16 protein-coding genes and 3 pseudogenes are annotated in these 20,599 nt (G+C 60.1%); 16 read left to right on the top strand and 3 right to left on the bottom strand.

Features of this window, described 5'->3' with window-relative positions; translation table 11 throughout:
* Positions 1–587: 587 nt before the first annotated feature.
* The 8 genes and pseudogenes from B0G81_RS39080 to B0G81_RS39045 form a co-directional block, all read left to right on the top strand.
* Positions 588–1,712, top strand: coding sequence for a helix-turn-helix domain-containing protein (locus tag B0G81_RS39080; protein ID WP_134143527.1), 1,125 nt, complete (start codon positions 588–590; stop codon positions 1,710–1,712).
* A gap of 573 nt (positions 1,713–2,285) precedes the next feature.
* On the top strand, positions 2,286–4,676 hold the full coding sequence (locus tag B0G81_RS39075) for a YjbH domain-containing protein (RefSeq protein ID WP_347877480.1): 2,391 nt from the start codon (positions 2,286–2,288) through the stop codon (positions 4,674–4,676).
* A 19-nt stretch (positions 4,677–4,695) separates the two neighbouring features.
* A complete protein-coding gene (locus tag B0G81_RS39070; RefSeq protein WP_134143522.1) occupies positions 4,696–5,418 on the top strand; it encodes a carboxypeptidase regulatory-like domain-containing protein in 723 nt (240 codons plus the stop codon).
* A 219-nt stretch (positions 5,419–5,637) separates the two neighbouring features.
* Positions 5,638–6,183, top strand: a pseudogene (locus tag B0G81_RS39065) (glutamine--fructose-6-phosphate aminotransferase); the annotation flags it as partial.
* 107 nt (positions 6,184–6,290) lie between these two features.
* Positions 6,291–6,809, top strand: a pseudogene (locus B0G81_RS39060) (DDE-type integrase/transposase/recombinase); the annotation flags it as partial.
* 210 nt (positions 6,810–7,019) lie between these two features.
* Positions 7,020–8,111 (top strand): IS110 family transposase, encoded by a 1,092-nt coding sequence (locus B0G81_RS39055; RefSeq protein WP_134143443.1) that lies wholly within the window; start codon positions 7,020–7,022, stop codon positions 8,109–8,111.
* Positions 8,112–8,228: 117 nt separating this feature from the next.
* Complete coding sequence (locus B0G81_RS39050) at positions 8,229–9,554, top strand: IS30 family transposase (RefSeq protein WP_243856840.1); 1,326 nt, start codon at positions 8,229–8,231, stop codon at positions 9,552–9,554.
* A gap of 28 nt (positions 9,555–9,582) precedes the next feature.
* Positions 9,583–9,872, top strand: a pseudogene (locus B0G81_RS39045) (IS3 family transposase); the annotation flags it as partial.
* Positions 9,873–10,170: 298 nt separating this feature from the next.
* Here B0G81_RS39045 and B0G81_RS39040 read toward each other — a convergent pair.
* Positions 10,171–10,848 (bottom strand): helix-turn-helix transcriptional regulator, encoded by a 678-nt coding sequence (locus B0G81_RS39040; RefSeq protein ID WP_134143518.1) that lies wholly within the window; start codon positions 10,846–10,848, stop codon positions 10,171–10,173.
* Between the two features lie 191 nt (positions 10,849–11,039).
* Between B0G81_RS39040 and B0G81_RS39035 the strand changes: the two genes are divergently transcribed.
* The 3 genes from B0G81_RS39035 to B0G81_RS39025 are packed head-to-tail and all read left to right on the top strand — an operon-like array spanning position 11,040 to position 13,690.
* A complete protein-coding gene (locus tag B0G81_RS39035; RefSeq protein WP_134143516.1) occupies positions 11,040–12,446 on the top strand; it encodes an MFS transporter in 1,407 nt (468 codons plus the stop codon).
* A 1-nt stretch (position 12,447) separates the two neighbouring features.
* Positions 12,448–13,266 (top strand): alpha/beta fold hydrolase, encoded by an 819-nt coding sequence (locus tag B0G81_RS39030; RefSeq protein WP_134143514.1) that lies wholly within the window; start codon positions 12,448–12,450, stop codon positions 13,264–13,266.
* A 40-nt stretch (positions 13,267–13,306) separates the two neighbouring features.
* Positions 13,307–13,690, top strand: coding sequence for a RidA family protein (locus tag B0G81_RS39025; RefSeq protein WP_134143512.1), 384 nt, complete (start codon positions 13,307–13,309; stop codon positions 13,688–13,690).
* Between the two features lie 132 nt (positions 13,691–13,822).
* Here B0G81_RS39025 and B0G81_RS39020 read toward each other — a convergent pair whose 3' ends face one another.
* Entirely contained in the window at positions 13,823–14,428 is a 606-nt protein-coding gene (locus tag B0G81_RS39020) for a TetR family transcriptional regulator (protein ID WP_166679180.1), read from the bottom strand.
* Between the two features lie 116 nt (positions 14,429–14,544).
* Positions 14,545–15,393, bottom strand: coding sequence for a phytanoyl-CoA dioxygenase family protein (locus tag B0G81_RS39015; RefSeq protein ID WP_134143508.1), 849 nt, complete (start codon positions 15,391–15,393; stop codon positions 14,545–14,547).
* Positions 15,394–15,829: 436 nt separating this feature from the next.
* Between B0G81_RS39015 and B0G81_RS39010 the strand changes: the two genes are divergently transcribed.
* The 5 genes from B0G81_RS39010 to B0G81_RS38990 all read left to right on the top strand — a co-directional run bounded on the left by B0G81_RS39010 (position 15,830) and on the right by B0G81_RS38990 (position 20,590).
* A complete protein-coding gene (locus tag B0G81_RS39010; RefSeq protein WP_134143506.1) occupies positions 15,830–16,585 on the top strand; it encodes an ABC transporter ATP-binding protein in 756 nt (251 codons plus the stop codon).
* A gap of 31 nt (positions 16,586–16,616) precedes the next feature.
* Positions 16,617–17,309 (top strand): ABC transporter ATP-binding protein, encoded by a 693-nt coding sequence (locus B0G81_RS39005; RefSeq protein ID WP_134143870.1) that lies wholly within the window; start codon positions 16,617–16,619, stop codon positions 17,307–17,309.
* A 98-nt stretch (positions 17,310–17,407) separates the two neighbouring features.
* Complete coding sequence (locus tag B0G81_RS39000) at positions 17,408–18,295, top strand: branched-chain amino acid ABC transporter permease (RefSeq protein WP_134143504.1); 888 nt, start codon at positions 17,408–17,410, stop codon at positions 18,293–18,295.
* A gap of 71 nt (positions 18,296–18,366) precedes the next feature.
* Positions 18,367–19,272: a branched-chain amino acid ABC transporter permease gene (locus tag B0G81_RS38995; protein ID WP_243856898.1), complete on the top strand. Its 906-nt coding sequence runs from the start codon at positions 18,367–18,369 to the stop codon at positions 19,270–19,272.
* Positions 19,273–19,366: 94 nt separating this feature from the next.
* The gene (locus B0G81_RS38990; protein ID WP_134143503.1) at positions 19,367–20,590 is read left to right on the top strand and encodes an ABC transporter substrate-binding protein; all 1,224 of its coding nucleotides are present in this window, start codon (positions 19,367–19,369) and stop codon (positions 20,588–20,590) included.
* The last annotated feature ends 9 nt before the right edge of the window (positions 20,591–20,599 follow it).

Raw genomic sequence — 20,599 nt, 5'->3', positions numbered from 1 at the left:
TAACCATGCCCGTCAAGTTGACAAACCGTCTCGAACCTATCAGGCCAAAAAACGGCGGATCGTATGGTGTCGTACACGGGCGGGATTGGAGGACGGTGTAATCCAGCTCCGGGCGATCGTGGAAAAACCGTCGCCGCATGAAGCACCGTCCGGGTTTGGTGTGTTCGGGCGCCATGTTCTGCGGGGTACTAATTTCGATCATCTGCAGCAGGCTGCAGCCAGGTACCGGCGGTGAATTGCAGCTAACGGACGAGTTGCAAGGGTTGGTTATGGAGGAGCAGGTTCTGACGTACCGATACGCGGGAACGCGCACCGATTACGGCGGCAAGTTCGCTATCTTACTGCCACGGTGGAATACGCAGTGCGGCATGCTGAAACGGAATCAGATTTTGCACGCTTTCTCGAAGGGTTGACGGAGTCCGCGTTTTCCTCACAAAAAGAGGGTTGAAATCGACAGCGTGGTTAACTAAGGCACGAGGTTGCGCGCAGTGCGTTTATCGACGGGTGCGCTAATGCGTCGAGTGAAATGGCTACAGCGCGATGCAGCAATGTCTGGTATTGGAACGAATTCGACGAGATCATGAAAGATGGCGACGAAACAAATAAAACGTAGGTCCGTCGTGTGTAGACGGGAGATCATTGGCGTGGGAGAGCCTTTGTGTCGGCGCGATGACGGCAGTCGGTTGGATGAACCGTCGAGCCAAGACGCCAGCCATGGTGTGTTTCCTCCGCGAAAAATAGGCGCGCTGGTGTTTCCTGGGTTCTCAAGCCTTGACCTTGCCTTCATAGCACAGGTGATCCAGTACGCGAACGAGGCGTATATCGCAGGTGTGAAACTGGGAGCGAGATACGCGCTGTCTCCGCTTTCCGCGAATGGCGGAATTGTAAGCAGCTCCTCAGGTATCTCGGTGTTTAGCGAACCAGCGTCGGGTATAGGGGCGGACGATCTTGTTATTGTTCTGGGAGGTAACGCTGCGAGTCCGGTGGCGCACGCCGAAGCGTCGCCTACCTGGCTGCGTGGTGCGAACGTCTATTGCACCGTTGCAGAAGTAGTATCCGGATGGCAGATTGCGGCCGCAATGGACGCTGAGTCTGGCAGGCGCCGATTGCCTGTTCGTCGGGACAGCCGCATTGAAAGTTTCCGGGGGGAGCCGGAGCCAATGCGTAGAGCAGAATATATGGGCGACCGCAAGGCTGGCGTGGGGGCGGCTCTTCTGATCGTCCGACATGACATGGGCCATGCGACTGCACGGAAGATTGGTCAGCGTGTTTTGCCGGGCGCTGACCGCTGGCTGGCGTCGCTATTGGGCGAGCCCGATGACAGCAGCAGGGCAAAGGTGCTGCAGGCGGCCCGATGGATCGACGAAAATTGCGAGCGCCCAATTTCAGTCGACGACGTGTGCGCCTATGCGTCGATGACAGCGTGGACACTCGCTCGACACTTTCGGGCGACCACCGGTATGTCGCCAGCAGGTTATCTACAGAAAGCGCGGTTTGAGCGGGCTTGCCGGCTCCTTGCCGAGACTCACTTGCCGATTGACAAAGTCGCGCGTCGCAGCGGACTGAGCGGAGGAATGGCACTGGCCAAGCTTTTCCAGAGGCGTCTCGCATTGTCCCCCGGCGCTTATCGTCGCTCGCTGAACTGTGAGCAAATGATCTCTGAAACAAGCGACGGCGGTGGCAAAAGCACGGCGAAATCTTTCGCGCAATGACGGGCGTAATCCTACAAGCGCCGACTTGATCAAGCCTCAATCGCTGCATCTCCGTTTCAACGCGATCAAGGGTTTCCAGCGCCCTCAGTTCGGTAAGGTTGGCCGGACGGTGTGCCATATATTAAAGCTGGCGGCTGCAAATCGGAGCTGGTCCGGCGTGAGCGCGTTTTCTCGCGACAACATCGGAAGTGCCAGAGAAGTTGATCAGTCGCGTCAATGATCAGCGTCCGGTCGCCTGACGAGCAAACGCCCCAGTGTTCACCCAGGCACTACAGCGGCGGTTGCGTGGTCACATCGGAATGAGTCCCGATATCTACGCATTCCTGACAACCGTAACAAAACCTTTCCCTTTTCCCGCATCGACATCCAGATTAGGGTTGCCGATGCTATCGTCGGTCATCCCGATGCATCCAATGCATTGCAGAAGGATTTGCACGTCGGCGGTCCCGAGACAACTTTGACTACTAGCTGCAGCAGATCTTTTCTTTGAACATCCGGGCTGAATTGATCTCGCGTAACTCGTACTCAGGAAGCACGGACCGGCTTGCCGCAGCCCTTGTTGACGTGCTCATCATGAAGCAGATGCCAAGAAAATTAAACGCACAACGATCCTATCTTATCCAGAAAGCTATGGCGCTCGCTGCGGCCTTGGGGTCTTCCATTTCGGCGCAGGCGGTTAGCCCGACCTTGTCCTCGCTTGGACAGTCTGGCGGCGCAGTCATCCCCTATGCATTTGTATTGCCAGAAGGGGGGGCGGAGGTGCAGTACAACAACTTTATCGATCCGCGCTACGGGGCGAAAGCCACCGACTCGCAGATCTATTGGGGGGCGCTCGGATTAGTGCCATATGTGGAAGTATCGGGAGGGATGGCTAATTACCCGGGCCACGCGAGCGTTCGTCACCTCATGGCTGATATCAAGGTGCAGGTCCCGCAGTTCCTTCGCTACCAGCCTGCTATCGCATTTGGCATGACCGATATCGGCGGACGGACGCATTATTTTCGCTCGAAGTACGGCGTTGTCTCGCAGAGCTTCGGGCCTGCGGCGCTGACGATCGGCTATGGTCAGGACGAACGCCTCGCCGGCTTGTTCGGCGGCGCGCAACTGTCACTGTGGAATACGGGACTGTCGCTACTGGCCGAAGACGATTCGAAGACGCCGTACGTAGGGATGCGCTACCAGTCGCCGCGGATTAGCTGGCTTGCCGAAGCGAGCGTAACAGGCACATTGATGCGGGCCGTGCGTTCGACGAATGGCGTGGCGCCGCGCACGTCGTTTGCGATCGGCCTGCAGATTCCGCTCGGCAAGCGCTTTGATGCCGAGCCGGTTACGCGTGATGCATCGAATGCGGTTGTGCCGGCTGCGGTGGTCAGTTCGGATAACAGAATGCACAACCGCACGAGCAACGTTGCGGGCGCAAAAATTGTCTCGGGCGCGCTGCGACAGCCCGATGCGCTGCAACCGCTGCCGCGCGATGCAAATGGCCTCGTCGGTGTGCCGACCGCGTATGGGCCGCCGTTGAACATGTATGCATCGGCGGGCGTCGAGGATGCTTCGCCCCTCATGCAAAAGATTGCCGCTGCAGCAGCGCCCGAAGCATCCAATGTGTACGATCCATCGGCGCTTGATGCGATTGCCGCGCGACTATTCGCGAGCGGTCTCGAGCGCGTGCGGGTCGGCATCAGCGGACGTGACCTGATCGTCGAATACGAAAACCACCGCTATAACCAGAATGAAGCCGACGCGCTCGGCATAGTGCTTGGCGTCGCAAGCGTGAATGCGCTGCATGGCATAGAGCGGATTCACGCGGTGATCAAGAAGGCCAACGAGGCAATTGGCGAGATCTCCGTCGATCGTGATGCGTACGCGCAGTTCGTGGCGAACGGCGTGCCCGGCAAGGCGGCCGCAACGCTGACGCTGCGCACGCGGCCCACTTATGACGCCGGTTCGATCGCATGGCATGGCGACGAGAAGAAGCACGGCCTCACGCGCGTCCAGATCCTGCCGGTGACGCGTTATCTGTACGGCACGGAATACGGTCGGTTCGACGTGTCGCTCGGCGTCAATGTGGCTGCATATGTGCCGTTGTGGAAGGGCGCGGAGTTGGTCGGAAGCTATATCGCGCCGTTCTACAACACGAAGAACATGGACGACGGACGTGTGTATAGCCAGTACAGGCTGCGCAACGGGTTGTCGTCGGTTGCGCTTGCGCAGAGTTTCTGGGTCGCGCCGCAGGTTTTCAACGTCGCGGCGGTCGGCAAATTCGATTTCGATTATGTAGGCGTCGAGAACGAGACGACGGTGTTCGTGCCGGGTCGTCCGGACCTCGTGCGACTGCGACTTGCGTATCTGCATCAGGAGCCGGGCCACGACGGCCTGCCGGGCGAAAAGAATGCAGAAATCACGTATCGCTGGGTGCAGCCCGCCTGGAAGCTGTGGGTTGAGGCGGGCGTCGCGAGGTTTGTCGGCGGTGACAAGGGTCCGGAGATCACCTTCACACGCTGGTTCGACGACGTCTCGTTCAGCGTGCACGGCGAGTATAGCGGGCAGGGTAGTTTTGTCGGCGCCACGATCAGCTTCCCGTTGACACCGCGCCGGGGCATGAGGCCAGGCATCACGCAGGTGGATGGCGCGGACCAGTTCTCGCTCGATTTCCGCACGCGGGTGGGAGCGACCAATTACCTCGCTAGCGGCGCCGTGGAAAACCTGAGCTTCCCCTACAGTACGCAACAGGTGTTGCTGAACCAGGGCCGCTTCAGCGCGGGCTACTTCGCGACGCAGCTTAACCGGATGCGCGACGCGTACGAGCGCTATGCGCCTCCCGATAGTGGCACGGCGAATCCGGCATTGCACCCGCAAACTTCCGGTTCGCCGGCGAGCGTGACAAGCCCGCGTTCCGTGTGCGCGAACTTTTTTCGAGCGGTAGGCGACGGACAGGCACAGGCGTCTGCCGCTTGTAAGTGACTTCCTTCTGGAGAGACCGATGAAGCTTCCGGGCATTACCGTGGTGCGGGGACTGCGCCTAGGATCGATTGCCATTGCGACGAGTGCGCTGGTGGCGTGCGGTGGCGGTGGCGGCGGATCGTCGCCGACTGCCACCATCAAAGGCACCGCCGCTGTCGGCTCGCCGCTGGCGAACGCAACGATACAGATGGTTTGCAAGAACGGCTCCACGAACGCCACGACGGATGGCAACGGTGCATTCAGCGCAACGTTCGCGTTCGACGCTCCGTGCGTGCTGACGGCGTCTGGCGGCACGATCGTGATTCACTCGCTAGCGTCGGGTGCTGGCACGTACAACCTGACTTCGTTGACTGATCTGCTGCTGAGCTATATCGCCGGGCAACTGGGGACGACGCTCAATGGACTGCTGACGGGAATCCAGAACAACCCGTCGTTTCAGGGCGCGCTTTCGAATAGCGCGGTGATCGCGAATGCTGAGACCGCGGTCGCGAAACTGGTGAAGGCTGATTACGGGGTGACGCTGTCGACGTCGGCGTTTCTGACGACTCCGTTCGTACCCGGACAACCCGGTCCCGACGCGGATCTGGACGCGCTGCAGAACGCAGGTGCGGTTTCGGCGACGACGGGCTCGCCAGTGCCTGCGCTGGCGAGCGCTGCGTTGGCTGCGGGCGCTAAGGCGCCCATTTCTGGAGGCGGTGGAAAGTCGCCGACGGGCGGCACGGGTGGCAGCGGCGCCACGTGATCTACGCCGTCCTGGGGTATGCATGCATTTCGAATGCAAGGAACGATTCTAAATGACCGACAGAAATCTCGACGGTCTTAAGGCGGTAGCGATTTTCTCTCGGGTTTTGGCAACGTCCTTGGAAACGCCGAACCCTTTACGCCGACTCAGTGAGTCGGCGTTTTTTTGTGCGCACAGTAGTGAATTTCGGGGAACTGGATCGTAAGGAGTTGATAGTCTATGTGTGGCATAGTCGGCGCGGTAGCGCAACGTAATATCGTTCCCGTCCTGATCGAAGGACTGCGTCGCCTCGAGTATCGCGGCTACGATTCGTGCGGCGTGGCCGTACTCGGCGACGACGGTCCGCGCCGTGCGCGCAGCGTGGCACGCGTGGCCGATCTCGAAGGTCGGGTGCACGAGTGCCATCTCGAAGGCATCACGGGTATCGCGCATACGCGCTGGGCGACGCACGGCGCGCCGGTGACGGACAACGCGCACCCTATCTTCTCGCAAGATGCGCTTGCGTTGGTGCACAACTGCATCATCGAGAATTACGAATTGCTGCGGGGCAAGGGTTACACCTTTGTCTCGCAAACCGACACAAAGGTTATTGCGCACCTGATTCACAGCGTATATCGCGGCGATCTGTTCGCCGCGGTGCGTGAAGCCATCGCGCAATTTCAGGGCGCGTACGCAATCGCGGTGTTGCACAAGGATCAGCCGCATACGGTGGTCGGCGCGCGCCAGGGTTCGCCGCTGGTGGTCGGACTCGGCCAGGGCGAGAACTGAGGTAGGCTGAAAAAAGTGGAGATCAATGTTTCATAGAATGAGCGAAAACGGAGATCAGATGAATCGAGTACCGAATGGCAGCTACACGAAGGAATTCCCCGAGGGAAGTCCAAATTGCCGCGGCTCACGAACGAACCCGGCAGACGTATGGGCGCGAGCGGTTGCAGGCCGATCTGCGCGATCACGGCGTACGCGTCTGTCTTCACCGCATCAGGCGCATTCGCTCCAAACTCGGACTTCGTTGCAAGCAGAAGCGGAAGTTCAGAAATACGACGGATTCAAAGCACGATTTGCCAGTCGCACCGAATTTGCTGGAACGCAATTTTGACATGAGCGCGCCGAACCAAGCCTGGGTAAGTGATATCACGTACGTGTGGACGGACGAGGGCTCGTTGTATCTTGCCGGCATCAAGGATCTGTTCAACGGCGAGTTGGTCGGCTATGCCATGAGAGATCGGATGACTCGCAACCTGGTGATGCAGGCACTATTTGGCGCGGTAGCGCTCAAGCGCCCCCCGGCGGGTTTGACTCTTCATTCCGATAGTAAGAATACGGGTACCAGATGTTTCCGGGCAGTCACCGTTTCGAAAGAGGGGGCTTCCGGGCGAGGTCTGGTGCCGTAGAGCGTTCCGGGCGACCTGACCCACACTCCGATCGACTCAATGTCTTTCCCTGGACCCGTCGGTCCTCTGGAACTGCCGAACGGCGAGGTTTCACCTCGTCGATACGTGTGACTCAAGAAGGGCCCGACGCCCTGTCACTTTACTGTCTTGTCCAGGTATTCGATGCCGGTGAGATCGCCCATATCCCATCGGCAACCGGAGCGAGACTGTATGAAAGAAGAACAGGCTACTGCTGGCCGTCGCAGCATCGTCGGCGGCGTTGATACGCATAAAGATCTGCATTTCGCGGCTGTCGTTGACGAACATGATCGTCCTCTGGGCAGCGAATGCTTCCCAACCACGCGGCACGGCTACAAGCAGATGTTGCTTTGGATGTGCTCGTTCGGTGAGCTCGTCCGGGTCGGCGTCGAGTGCACCGGGAGCTATGGCGCGGGCTTACTGCGCTACCTGCAGCAGGCCCATGTAACGGTGCTGGAGGTAACCGCGCCGGATAAGAGCGACCGGCGCAAACGTGGCAAGGACGATACGCTGGACTCCTACAACGCTGCTCATGCTGCCTTCGCCGGCGTGCGTACGGTCACGCCCAAGACGCGCGATGGCATGATTGAATCGCTACGCGTTCTGAAAGTCTGCCGGAAGACGGCCATTTCGGCGCGTCGCGTCGCTTTACAGCTGATCCACAGTACCATCATCAGCGCGCCCGATGAATTACGTGAATCACTACGCGCGATGACACGAATGCAGCTCATCCGAACATTGGCTGCGTGGCGTCCGGATCTGTCGGACTATCGGAACCTGACCTCTGCCTGCCGAATTGCACTGAAGTCACTGGGACGTCGGTATCTGGAGTTGCACGACGAGATTGCCGACCTCGACGTCATGATCGCGAGGCTCGTGGACGAACTTGCCCCCGATCTTGTCTCGCGAAATTCGATTGGTTACGAGTCGGCTTCGCAACTGTTACTGACCGCTGGCGATAACAGCGACCGGCTTAAGTCGGAGGCCAGCTTCGCCGCCCTTTGTGGCGTGAGCCCCGTGCCGGCGTCTTCCGGTAAGGTGACGCGACATCGCCTGAATCGAGGTGGAGATCGCGCAGCCAACAGCGCCTTGCACATCATTGCCATCGGTCGCTTGAGAACCGACGCTCGCACAAAGGCCTACGTCGCCAAACGCGTCAGCGAGGGGCATTCGAAACTTGAAGCGATCCGCTGCCTCAAGCGCTATATCGCGCGGGAGGTCTACTACGTAATCCAGCAACGCAACCGCCAGATCACAAAACTCAAATTACCCCTTGACCTTTAGAAGGGCGTCCAAGGCTGTCAAGGCGGATTCAACCGGTCGTCGCAACACCTTTGATCGAGGAGGTGTTGCATAGGACGAAGTGCAAAGCAGGTGTATCGGTTGACAGGGCGAGAAGCGATGTACTCGCCGGGTGCTCCATCACTTGGACATGTGATGGAGCGTCGGTTCTGGCAGCAGATCGCAACGGGCATTACAAGCGAGAAAGCAGCGGAGGCGGTAGGCGTATCTCAAGCGGTAGGCTCGCGCTGGTTCCGCTATCGTGGCGGCATGCCACTATTCATGTCGAAACCTATCGCTGGTCGATACTTGTCGTTCGCTGAGCGGGAAGAGCTAGCGTTGCTCTCGGTACAAGGTCTTGGGGTACGCGAGATTGCCCGGCGTCTTGGACGCAGTCCGTCTACCGTTTCGCGGGAACTCACACGCAATGCGGCAACCCGTGGTGGGTGCCTCGAGTATCGTGCTTCGGTCGCGCAGTGGAAGGCGGAACGGTTCGCCAAACGACCAAAGCCAGCGAAGCTGGCGACGAACGCACCGCTGCGCCAATACGTACAGGAGCGCCTGGAGGGCAAGGTACATGACGCTGATGGTCGTCAAATTGCGGGGCCCAGGCAGGCACCGTTCAAGGGGCGCAATAAACCACATCGCGGTGACCGGAAGTGGGTCAACGGCTGGTCAGCTGAACAGATTGCCAATCGATTGCAGGCTGATTTCCCGGATGATGAATCTATGCGCATCTCTCATGAAGCCATTTATCAAGCACTCTATATTCAAGGGCGCGGTGCGCTCAAGCGCGAGCTGGTGGGTTGCCTTCGCACCGGGCGCGCGTTGCGCGTTCCCCGAGCGAGAGCGCGTGCCAGGGCGTGGGCGCACGTCAGCGAGGAGGTGATGATTTCCAGCCGGCCTGCCGAGGTGCAAGATCGTGCTGTGCCAGGCCATTGGGAGGGTGACCTGATTATCGGCTTAAACCGATCAGCCATCGGGACGTTGGTGGAAAGATCAAGCCGCTTTACGATGCTCGTGCACTTACCTCGCGAGAAAGGCTATGGGCTAATTCCACGCACGAAAAACGGGCCTGCGCTGGCCGGCTATGGAGCTGTCACGATGGCCAACGCACTCAAGAAGACCGTGGCGGACTTGCCTGCTCAGTTGTGGCGATCATTGACCTGGGATCGTGGCAAGGAGCTGTCCGATCACGCCCGCTTCACGATCGAGTCCGGCGTGAAGGTGTTCTTCGCTGACCCGCACAGCCCATGGCAGCGTGGTACGAACGAAAACACCAATGGCCTTCTACGACAATACTTTCCAAAGGGCACAGACCTGTCCCGGTGGAGTGCTCGCGAGATCCAGGCCGTTGCTAACACATTGAATACCAGGCCCCGGAAAACACTCGGCTGGAAGACGCCTGCGGAGGCTTTGGACGAATACCTAAAATCTGGTCAATAATCTAGTGTTGCGACGACCGGTTGAATCCGCCCAATACTGTTCCCACGATTATGGGGATCCGCAAAGCAGTTCGGCATGACGATGTCCATGAGCCGCAAAGGCGATTGCTACGACAATGCGCCAATGGAAAGCTTCTGGGGCTCGCTCAAAAACGAACTCGTGCACCACCACCGGTTCACGACACGCGCTGACGCCCGACGAGCCATCACCGAATATATCGAGATCTTTTACAACCGGCAGCGTAAGCAGGCCCGTCTAGGCTATCTGTCTCCTGCTGCCTTCACCCAACGATTCTATAAAACGCAACTCGCAGCTTAACCCATTGCTCTCCACTATTGACGACCGACCTCATACATACCCTGACCGGCTCGATATTTGATCTGGCATCCGAAGCTTCGGAGAGCAGAACCTACCGACATCGGCGATCGGCAGTGCCGGCCCGCAATGCGTGCTCCCGAGCATCTATGTGCCTGGAAAATCTCGTCCGGGATATTACTGCGGAGTTTCAGCGGTTAAGTCTGCTATCCGGAGGCGGTCGTTCTAAGACCGCATGACTGAGAACCTATGCGCCGGTATGTGGCGCGTCCGCGTTCCATTGCTACCGCGGCGATACGCGTCAGCGCGCGCTGCGGATCTGCTGCAAATAGGTATAGCCAGTGGCGCGCGAGATGCCTAAGCGCTCGGCCACTTCGGACAACCCACGCTTGATGCCGAACACGCCGCGCTCATCGAGCGCGCGGAAGATGCCGATCCGGTCGTCCCGAGTCAAGGATCCGGCCGCGCGGCCGCCCAATTGCTCGGCAAGAACGGTGTCGATGACGATGCGGATGTCGTCGACAAACGTGGTCGGCGCCGGCGTCGCCAGAGGGCCGCCGAGCATGCCGGCGAGTACATTGGCCGCCTGACGCAGTTCGGTGATGTCCATGTTGATGCAGAGCGCGCCGAACATCTTTCCGCCCGAGTCGCGCAAGACGATCGTCGACGATTTGACGATGCGCCCCGATGGCGTCGCCGCAAGATAGTTGAGTCGATTCGTCGCTCGGTCGCCTTCAGCCATCACGGAAAGGCCGATTTCGGACATCGCGCTGCCCACCTTGCGATGCGTGACATTGCCCGCTACCGCGACGACCGAATGCTCGGGGCGACGATAGTCGTGCAATACGATTTCGCAGTGCTCGCCGATCGCCTGCGCCATCGGTGCCAGTACGGCCGCGAGCGTCCCCAGGCGGAGGTCCGCGTCGCTCGACGCGACCACTTTCGACGGCGCGTGCCGCGGTTTGGTCTGATTGCTCATTGTTCGCTGACTCCAGGCTGTGTTGATGCGGCCGCGGTCCCTCTTGCTGAGGCGGCCCGCAGACGGCGGCGCTCGATTATAGGGCTGCAAGCCACACCCACGAATAAGACATTTTGTCTTGTGTCTTGACAATGAGTAAAGTAAACGTTGAAATGCTTCGACGGATTCGATAGCGGAAAGGGGAGATCGACGTGGCCAGTTCTGAAGTTACATGCTCCGGTCCGCAGACCGCGGGCGCACCGCCGGGCTTGACCGGCGAAGCTGATCGATTGCTCGATAGTCTCGACCGGTCGGCATTTACGCCCACGCACGTGCGCATGTATCTGGCCGTCGCGCTCGGCCATTTTTTCGATGGCTTCGACATCAATATGATGGGGCTGGTCTTACCGGGAATCGTAGCGACTTTCGGACTGACCCGCGGGCAGGCCGGCTTTCTCGCGTCGAGCGTATTTCTCGGCATGTTCGTCGGTTCGACGCTGATCGGCTTGATCGCCGACCGCTATGGCCGACGTCGCGCGATGATCGGATCGATCCTGATGTATTGCGTGCTGAGTCTGGCGACTGCGGCGGCCTCGAACCAGACGTCGCTCGTCACATTGCGGATCCTGCAGGGCGTCGGTCTCGGCGCTGAGGTGCCGCTCGTCTTCACCTATCTGTCCGAATTCATGCCGGCGCGCCGGCGCGGGCTGCTCCTCGCGTCGAGCGTGTTTTTCTGGCAAGCGTCGAGTTTCTTCGCGGCCTTGGTCGCAATCTGGGTCGTGCCCGCCTATACGTGGCGGGGCATGTTCGTCGTCGGCGCGGTGCCGGCGGTCCTGCTGCTGCTGCTGTGGGTCGGCTTGCCCGAGTCGGTGCGCTTTCTCGTCGGGCTCGGTCGGTTGCGGGAGGCCAACGCGATCGTCACCCGTCTGAGTACGGTCGATCCTGCAACGCTACCGCCTTCGTCGCGACTTCCGGTAGTACAACCTGCACGCGTCGGCGAGATTGTGAGTGGTGCTTATCTTCGCCCCACTCTCGGTATCTGGTTGATGCAGTTCACTGGCGGGGCAGTGTTCTTCGGGCTCGCAATCTGGCTGCCGTCGATCTTCGCGCGCATGGGCTTCCCTCTGGTGAAGAGCTTTGTATTCACTGGCGTGATCACCGGTGCGGGCGCACTCGGCAACCTTGTCGGTGGCGCGTTGCTCGACCGTATCGGGCGGCGCACGACGGTCTCGCTTCTGCTGGGCATTGGTGGGCTATTGATGCTTGCATGGGGAAGGGCGACGAGCCCGGCGGCCATCCTTGCGCTCGGCGCGTTGACCGCGCTGTTTTCTTCCGGCGGCGCCGGTGGCCCGCTTTTCGCGTACACCAGCGAGATCTATCCAACCCGCTTTCGCGCGGCGGGTACCGGCTGGGCAGCGTCGTGGAAGCGCATTGGCGGCATCGTCGCAGCTCCTGCGCTGGGCGCGCTGCTCACCGCCGGCACACCGGGTTATGTTTTCTTTATCGTGATGGGCGCGGTACTGCTGACTGGCGCGATTGGCGGCTACCTGCTCGGGTTCGAAACGCGCGGCAAATCGCTCGAAGAAATTACCGCCGCATTGTGCGGCAAGCGGAGGTGACATGCCATTTTTCACTCGCACCACTGACAAACCACGCGCACTCCATTACACCGAAAGTGGCGCGGGCCATCCGGTCCTGCTGATCCACGGCTTCACCAATGCGGGGATGGCATGGATGCAGCAGATTGCGGCGCTTACCTTCGCCGGCTATCGCGCGATCGTGCCGGATCTTTACGGTCACGGCCTGTCGGACGCGGCGACTGCCGTCACGACGGTCGATGAACTCGCAGGCGATCTGATCGCGCTGCTCGATCACCTCGGAATCGAACGTGCGACGGTCTGCGGCCTCTCGCTTGGCGGGATGGTGGCACTCCAACTGGCCCTCGACCATCCGCAGCGAGTAGACCGGCTAATTGTCGCGAATTCGCAGGCGAGCTTCGCTATGCCCGAACTCGGGCCGATCGTCGACGGCTGGCTCGGTCTGTTCGCGCAGCCTGACGGACCGTTAAAGCGCTTTCAGGCGACGTGGCCGGCGATGCTCAACGCTCCGTTCCACGATAGCGCCGCCGGACGCGCCGCTTACAACAGTTGGTGCCGCCTCGCGCAGCGCACGAGCGGCACGTCCCTGAGCCAGGTCGTGCGGGGAATGCGCAGTTTCGACGTGCGCGACCGACTCGGGCAGATCGCTCAACCGACGCTCGTAATCGCGGGCGGCGAAGACAAGCTGTTCGCACCTGCGGCGGTGCGCGCGATCAGCGACGCGATACCGGATGCGCGCTTCGAGTTGATTGCCGAGGCCGCCCATCTCTCTTCGCTTGACAGCGCCGACGCGTTTAACCGACTCCTGCTCGGGGCGCTCGGCGAATGCCGGGACGCATGACCCACCGGTTGTTCGAGACTCCTCAGATACAGAAGCATCAATGAAATTCAGACAGACGGATAAAGCACCGCTGCCGGGCGGCCACTACAGTCAGGCGGTGGTGTCGGGCGGATTCATTTTTGTTGCCGGCCAATTGCCGTTCGATGCGGCGCGGCCCGGCCATCTCGCCGACGACGTCGGCGCGCAGGCAATGCAGGCTCTCGAAAACGTGCGCCATGTGCTCGAAGCGGCTGGCGCATCGATGCAGCACATTGTCAACGCGACGGTCTTCGTCACCGACATGGCCCACTGGCCGGAGGTCAATCGCGTGTACGTCCAGGCGCTCAAAGAACACCGTCCCGCGCGGACCGTCGCGGTGTCGCCGCAGTTGCATTACGGCGCGCTGGTGGAAGTCCAGGTAACAGCGGTGTTGCCTGCTGACTGATTCGCCGTACCGTGGCCAGATTGAGCGTACGGCAAGAGCGTCGAGCACCGGAGCCTGTACCCCCGCTGCGCGTCTTCGTGCAGCCGGGTCGGGTGGGGCGGCGGCGCGCTAATCTAGACCGGTTTCAGTCGCTCATACAGTTGGCGCATTCCCAAATGCATGCCGAATGATGCGCGCCAACGCGCAGTAAAGTTCTTCCAGTCGGTCGAACGAACCGCTGTCTTGCGTAATGGGCCCCGCGCTATTAGTTACGGTCACCAGCTGAAACGATATGTCCTTGATAGGCGTATCCGGACTCAGTTCCTTTTTCTGCACGGCCATTGCCATGCCTTCGAAAATCACGCTTTCAAGGCGCTCACCGTACATTTCGACTGCTTCGCGTGCCTTGTCGCTCAACAGATCGCGCTCGAACCGCATGCGCGCCAGCAGGCTCCACGGTGCGCCGGTGCGTCCAGTCGGATTGTATTTGAGGTAGCGTTTCTTGGTTTCGTCCTTCAGCCGGTTGATCTTTTCGTCCAGCGTCGAATCTGGGTCGAGCCAGATGGCCTGATAGGCATTCAGCGCGCCAGCCACGTACTCGACGATCACTTCTTCAGCGAGTTGCTGCTTATTGCCGAAATGGTAATGAACGTTCGCGCGAGTCACATTCAACTGGGCGGCGATGTCGCGAAACCGGAATCCCTGGTAGCCGTTCTGTATTAGAAGTTGGGTGGCCACTTCCTTGATGTTGTCACGCAAAACTCGGTTTCCTCGCGTATCGTTCCTGCAGCCAATGAAGATGACAGACTGTTTTCTCGCGCAGCGCGTTCCATGCACTGCGCGCCTGCTCGTCATTATTCTACGACGGTTCGACCTTATGACGGCTCGGTGGCCGCTAAGGGTTGCGGATGCCCACGGATAAAGTCGTTCTTGCCGCAGCGGTCGACTCCACGCAACAAAAACAGCGGCCGGGTTTCCCATGACCCGCCCGGCTGGTCGGTCCGTTCGGCGGCGGCATGATCGTAGTGGCTCGTTGACGGCATGAAACGCAGCGAAAAGCCGCCGCGTTGCAGCGTGCCGCTGTTGCCGTTTGCTCCGTGGGTCGTGTAGACGTCGAAGATCACCATCTGGCCTGCTTTCAGTTCGATGTCAACAGCCTGGCTTTCGTCGTATTCCGTCTCCGACAATACTTCCTGGAGGATCGCCGCAGTGGTCGGCGTCGTGACGTGCACACCGAGATCGCGCGCGAGGTGCGAGCCTGGGATGACCCGCAGACAGCCGTTCTCGATCACGCTGTCGTAAATCGCGATCCATACGCTGGTGGTTTCCAGCGGTCTGATCGGGAAAAAACGTCCGTCGCGATGCCACGGCGTGGGCAGCCCCTTATGCGGAGCCTTGTAGAAAAGCGCTGAGCCCCACAGGATCAGATCCGGGCCGATCAAAGCCTCCATGATGTCGAGAATCTGCGGATCGGTCGCGACATCCATCCATCCGTCAGGGTCGTCGACCTTCAGACCTTGAACACCGCTATTGCGAACGTTAGGGCAAATGATCGGCTGGTTTAGCAGCGTTGGGTTGTCGCGCACGATCTGTTGCATCATTTTCTGCAATTTTTCTACCTTCTCCGGAGGAAGCCCGTAGTCGGGAACGATATAGCCGTCCTGCCGAAACTGTTCCACCTGCTCTTGTGAGAGCGCGCTGGTCTTTACCTCTTCGCTAAGCATTGCATTCCTCCTGTTGGAAAAAGCCGGCTTGGGGTTGTGCCGTTCGCATGCGGTCAGGAGCGTTCTCAGGTGATTCCCTGACTTACATGTAAGTAAATTTAGGCATACGATGCAGTCATGTCAACAGGGTTAACCAGCGAAATCCACCAAACTCATCTGAATCGACCAAATTCGATCAAATGGGGTGGTGTGTGGGAGTCCCGAAGGATGCGGCTATGTGGGGGCTCGCTCAGGCGTATTCGCACCATGGCAGGCGGGACGCATGGTGCAAGTTGGAAGATTAAAGGTTGTTTGTCGCCAAACATCGATGATAGGTTGACATTTTCGTTCAACATGCTTCATGTCTAGGTTCGGCAGGCATGACAGGCGAGGGCGACTCGCCCCGTCGCCGTGTCGATCTCCCGTAACGCGTTGTGGCACCGGTCGGAGGAATCACATGCAAGAGGACGTCGTTCTCGAAGCCCGTGGCTTGACCAAAGAATTCAAGGGCTTCGTCGCAGTGAAAAACATCGATCTGCGGATCCGGCGCGGGACGATCCATGCGTTGATCGGGCCGAACGGTGCGGGCAAAAGCACGGTGTTCAATCTGCTGACGCGTTGTCTCACGCCGAGCGCGGGCAGCATTCACTACTGCGGCCGCGAGATTACACGGACGCATCCCGCCGACGTCGCACGACTAGGCCTTGCGCGTTCGTTCCAGATATCGGCGGTGTTTCCTCGCCTCACCGTATTCGAGAACGTTCGCGTGGCGTTGCAGAGGCCCCTGGGTACCACTTTTCATTTTTGGCGCAGCGAAGCTTCGCTGCTCCGGCTGAGCGAGCGTGCGTTCGAATTGCTGCATGCGGTCAACCTCATCGAATACGCGAATCGATCGGCAGGCGAACTATCGTACGGACGCAAACGCGCGCTGGAAATTGCCACCACGCTCGCGACCTCTCCTGAAGTGATGCTGCTCGACGAGCCGATGGCAGGCATGGGCCATGAGGACATCGAACGTACCGCGGCGCTGATCGAACGGATTGCTCGCGACCGCACCGTACTGATGGTCGAGCACAACCTTTCGGTGGTTGCGAATCTGTCGGACACCATTACAGTGCTTCGGCAAGGCGAGATACTGATCGAAGGTTCCTACGACACCGTGTCGCGCGATCCGCGGGTCATCGAGGCTTATCTGGGAGCCGCTCATGCATGACATCCAGCAACGCCCCGCGCCCGGCGCGGTCATGCTCGAAATCGACGGGCTGCATGCGTTCTACGGTGACAGTCACGTGTTGCACGCGGCGTCGCTGGAAGTGAGGCGTGGCGAAGTTGTGACCCTGCTCGGCCGCAACGGCGCGGGCAAAACCACCACGTTGCGCGCGATCATGGGCATCGTCGGCAAACGCAAGGGTTCGATCCGTTTCGAAGGCCGTGAACTGATCACCATGCCGGCGCACCGCGTGCCACGACTCGGCATCGGTTACGTGCCCGAAGAGCGCGGCATTTTCGCTTCGCTGAGCGTCGATGAGAATCTGCTGCTGCCGCCCGTACTGAATGACGGCGGCATGTCCATCGCGCAGATCTACGAGCTGTTTCCCAATCTGCGTGGCCGTGGCTCGACGCAAGGCACGCGACTGTCCGGCGGCGAACAGCAAATGCTCGCGATCGCGCGGATTCTGCGCACCGGCGCAAAGCTCATCCTTCTGGACGAGCCGACAGAAGGTCTCGCTCCGGCGATCATCGAGCAGATCGGTGTGGCAGTGCGCGCGCTGAAACAGCGCGGTTTCACTATCGTGCTGGTGGAGCAGAACTTCCGTTTCGCCGCGACGATTGCGGATCGCCACTATGTGATGGATCACGGCAAGGTTGTCGATACGATTTCCAGCGATCAGCTCGAAGCGAATACCGAGCGGCTGCACGCGTGGCTCGGCGTATAGCCGGCGGGACGCGCGCGCGATACCAACGCAACGAAAATCATCGGCACGGCGGCGACCTGATCGGCCGCCGCTACGGAACATGAAGGAGACAGCGCATCATGTCGACACTATTCGGAGTGCCCTTGCAGGCATTCCTCGGACAGCTCCTGCTGGGGCTGATCAACGGTTCGTTCTACGCCATGCTGAGTCTCGGACTCGCAGTGATATTCGGTCTCCTGAACGTCATCAACATGACGCACGGTGCGCTGTACATGGTCGGCGCGTTTGTTGCCTGGGCGCTGCTGAACCAGCTGGGCATCGGCTACTGGTGGGCGTTGCTGATCGCGCCGGCGGTGGTTGCGCTGATCGGCGTCGTGCTCGAGTGCACGATGATGCGGCGCCTCTATAAGGAAGACCATTTGTACGGACTGCTGCTCACGTTCGGTCTCGTGTTAATCATCGAGGGCGGCTTTCGCTATCGGTTCGGCGTGTCCGGCATGTCCTATCCGATTCCCGACCTGCTGCAAGGCGGCACCCGGATCGGTTCTGTCTATCTGCCCAGGTACCGCTGCTGGGTCGTGCTCGGTTCGTTGACGATCTGCTTCGGCACCTGGTTTGCGATCGAACGGACCCGGCTGGGCATGTATCTGCGCGCGTCGACCGAGAACCCGGTGCTGGTCAAGGCGTTCGGCATCAACGTGCCGGTGATCGTCACGCTGACCTATGGTGCGGGCGTCGCACTCGCCGGCCTCGCGGGAGTCCTTGCGGCGCCGATCTACCAGGTGAGCCCGACGATGGGCGCCAATCTGATTGTGGTGGTGTTCGCCGTGGTCGTAATCGGCGGGATGGGGTCGATTCTCGGCGCTATCGCCACCGGGATCGCACTCGGGTTGCTAGAAGGCATGACTAAGGTGTTCTACCCGGAAGCGTCAAACATCGTCGTCTTCGTCATCATGGCGCTCGTCCTGCTGGTCAAGCCCGCGGGTCTTTTCGGAAGGGAGGCTTAATCGTGGCTGTCGACCTTGATGCAAACCTGGTGCACACGCATGTTTCCGCGCCTGCGGCCGCTCGGGCGTGGCTGTTCGTTATTCTTGCCGTCGCGCTCGGCTGCGCCGCGCCGTTCGTCGTCTATCCGATGTTTCTGATGAAGGTGTTGTGCTTCGCGCTGTTCGCCTGCGCGTTCAATTTGCTGATCGGCTTTACGGGGCTGCTCAGCTTCGGGCACTCGGCATTTTTCGGCGGTGCGGCTTATATCACAGCGCACGTGGCGAAAGTGTGGGGCTGGCCCCCGGAACTGGCGATCCTCGCCGGTACCGCTTTCGCGGCCACGCTTGGGCTGCTGTTTGGCTGGCTTGCGATTCGCCGCCAAGGGATCTATTTCGCCATGATCACCCTGGCGTTCGCGCAAATGATCTATTTCCTCGCATCGCAGATGAAGTTCACCGGCGGCGAAGACGGGATTCAGGCGGTGCCGCGCGGCTATTTATTCGGTTTCATTGATCTGAGCCAGCAACTGAATATGTACTTTTTCGTGCTGGCGATTTTCGTGTGCGGATTTGCGCTGATCTGGCGCATCGTGCATTCGCCGTTCGGGCAGGTATTGACGGCGATTCGTGAAAACGAGGCGCGCGCCGTGTCGCTCGGCTATCGCACGGAACGCTACAAATTGCTGGCCTTCGTGTTGTCGGCGCTGCTCGCGGGACTGGCGGGAAGCGCCGAAGCGCTGGTGTTCCAGCTTGCGTCGCTGTCGGACGTGACGTGGAACATGTCGGGCGACGTGATCCTGATGACCTTGCTCGGCGGCATGGGCACGTTGCTGGGCCCGGTTGTTGGCGCGGCGTTGGTCGTGACGCTCGAGACACAGCTTGCCGGGACCGATTTCCCGGTGACGGTGGTGATCGGTGCGTTTTTTGTCGTGTGCGTATTGATGTTCCGGCGCGGCATCGTCGGAGAACTGCTGGCGCGCCTGCCACGTCGCAGGTGATGACAGGCGGCTGCGGCTGAGGGAGCGGCGCACGTATGGCCGCCGCCGGATATGAACAGACCCGAAGAACCGAAGAATCAATGAGGAGACAATCATGACGAAGCGTCGCGAGTTTATGACGATAGCGGCATCGGCTACGGTCGCCATGCTGGGCGCAGGCAAGGCATTCGCGCAGACAGGCAAGCCGCTGCGTCTCGGCGTGCTGACCGATCTCTCGGGACCGCTGTCGGACCTGAGTGGCCGCGGCAGCGTCGAAGCGGTCAAGATGGCCGTTGCCGATTTCGGGGGCTCGGTGCTCGGGCGGCCGGTGGAGGTGTTGTCGGCCGACCATCAGAACAAGGCCGAGATCGGCGCGCAGATTGCCAACGACTGGTACGACAATAAGGGCGTCGAACTCATCATCGATTTGCCGAATTCTTCGGTGCTGCTCGCCGTACAGGAAATCGCCAGGCGCAAGAACAAGGTGGTGATCGCGACCGCCGGCGCTTCGTCGGACTTCACCGGCAAGAACTGTTCGCCGAACGGCGTGCATTGGATTTACGACACCTATTCGCTCGCGGCGGGAACCGGCCGCGCCGTCGTTAAGCGAGGTGGCGACACGTGGTACTTCCTGACCTCCGACTACGCATTCGGTAAATCGCTCGAACGCGACACGGCGAACGTAGTCAAAGCGGCCGGCGGCAAGGTGCTGGGCGAAGCGCGGCATCCGCTGAACACGTCCGATATGTCGGCGTTCCTGCTGCAGGCGCAGTCCAGCAACGCGCAGATCATCGGTCTCGCCAACTCGGGCGCGGATCTGATCACCACGCTCAAGCAGGCGAGCGAGTTCGGCATTACTCAGGGCGGCAAGCAGAAGCTGGCGGGGCTGCTGATTTTCATTACCGATATCCACAGCCTGGGACTCGCTACCACCCAGGGGCTGCTGTTGACCTCGGCGTTCTATTGGGATCAGAACGATGGCACGCGCGCGTTTTCGAAGCGGTTTTACCAGCGCATGAACCGGATGCCGACCATGGTCCATGCCGGCAACCACGGCGCGGTCATGCACTATCTGAGCGCCGTGAAAAACGCCGGCAATGCGGATGCGCCGAATGTCATCAAAATGATGAAAGCCACACCGATCAACGACTTCATGACTCGCAACGGGCGCATCCGGGACGACGGTCGCGTACTGCGCGACATGTACCTTTTCGAAGTCAAGAAGCCGGGTGAATCGAAGGGGCCGTGGGATTACTACCGGCAGTTGAGCGTGATATCCGCCGCGGACGCCGCCCGGCCTTTGTCGGAGAGCGCCTGTCCGCTGATCAGGAAAACGTGAGGCTTGCGC

It is taken from the genome of Paraburkholderia sp. BL6665CI2N2 (assembly GCF_004366535.1).
Classification (GTDB): Bacteria; Pseudomonadota; Gammaproteobacteria; order Burkholderiales; family Burkholderiaceae; genus Paraburkholderia.
This window is presented reverse-complemented; position numbering and strand designations above follow the sequence as displayed.

Coding starts and splice junctions, on each gene's coding strand:
- B0G81_RS39050 (WP_243856840.1), top strand. CDS start 8,229: ATGTACTCGCCGGGTGCTCCATCACTTGGACATGTGATGGAGCGTCGG.
- B0G81_RS39015 (WP_134143508.1), bottom strand. CDS start 15,393: ATGCTTAGCGAAGAGGTAAAGACCAGCGCGCTCTCACAAGAGCAGGTG.
- B0G81_RS39005 (WP_134143870.1), top strand. CDS start 16,617: ATGCTCGAAATCGACGGGCTGCATGCGTTCTACGGTGACAGTCACGTG.
- B0G81_RS39040 (WP_134143518.1), bottom strand. CDS start 10,848: ATGAGCAATCAGACCAAACCGCGGCACGCGCCGTCGAAAGTGGTCGCG.
- B0G81_RS39080 (WP_134143527.1), top strand. CDS start 588: ATGGCGACGAAACAAATAAAACGTAGGTCCGTCGTGTGTAGACGGGAG.
- B0G81_RS39030 (WP_134143514.1), top strand. CDS start 12,448: ATGCCATTTTTCACTCGCACCACTGACAAACCACGCGCACTCCATTAC.
- B0G81_RS39055 (WP_134143443.1), top strand. CDS start 7,020: ATGAAAGAAGAACAGGCTACTGCTGGCCGTCGCAGCATCGTCGGCGGC.
- B0G81_RS39010 (WP_134143506.1), top strand. CDS start 15,830: ATGCAAGAGGACGTCGTTCTCGAAGCCCGTGGCTTGACCAAAGAATTC.
- B0G81_RS39025 (WP_134143512.1), top strand. CDS start 13,307: ATGAAATTCAGACAGACGGATAAAGCACCGCTGCCGGGCGGCCACTAC.
- B0G81_RS38990 (WP_134143503.1), top strand. CDS start 19,367: ATGACGAAGCGTCGCGAGTTTATGACGATAGCGGCATCGGCTACGGTC.
- B0G81_RS39075 (WP_347877480.1), top strand. CDS start 2,286: ATGAAGCAGATGCCAAGAAAATTAAACGCACAACGATCCTATCTTATC.
- B0G81_RS39000 (WP_134143504.1), top strand. CDS start 17,408: ATGTCGACACTATTCGGAGTGCCCTTGCAGGCATTCCTCGGACAGCTC.
- B0G81_RS39070 (WP_134143522.1), top strand. CDS start 4,696: ATGAAGCTTCCGGGCATTACCGTGGTGCGGGGACTGCGCCTAGGATCG.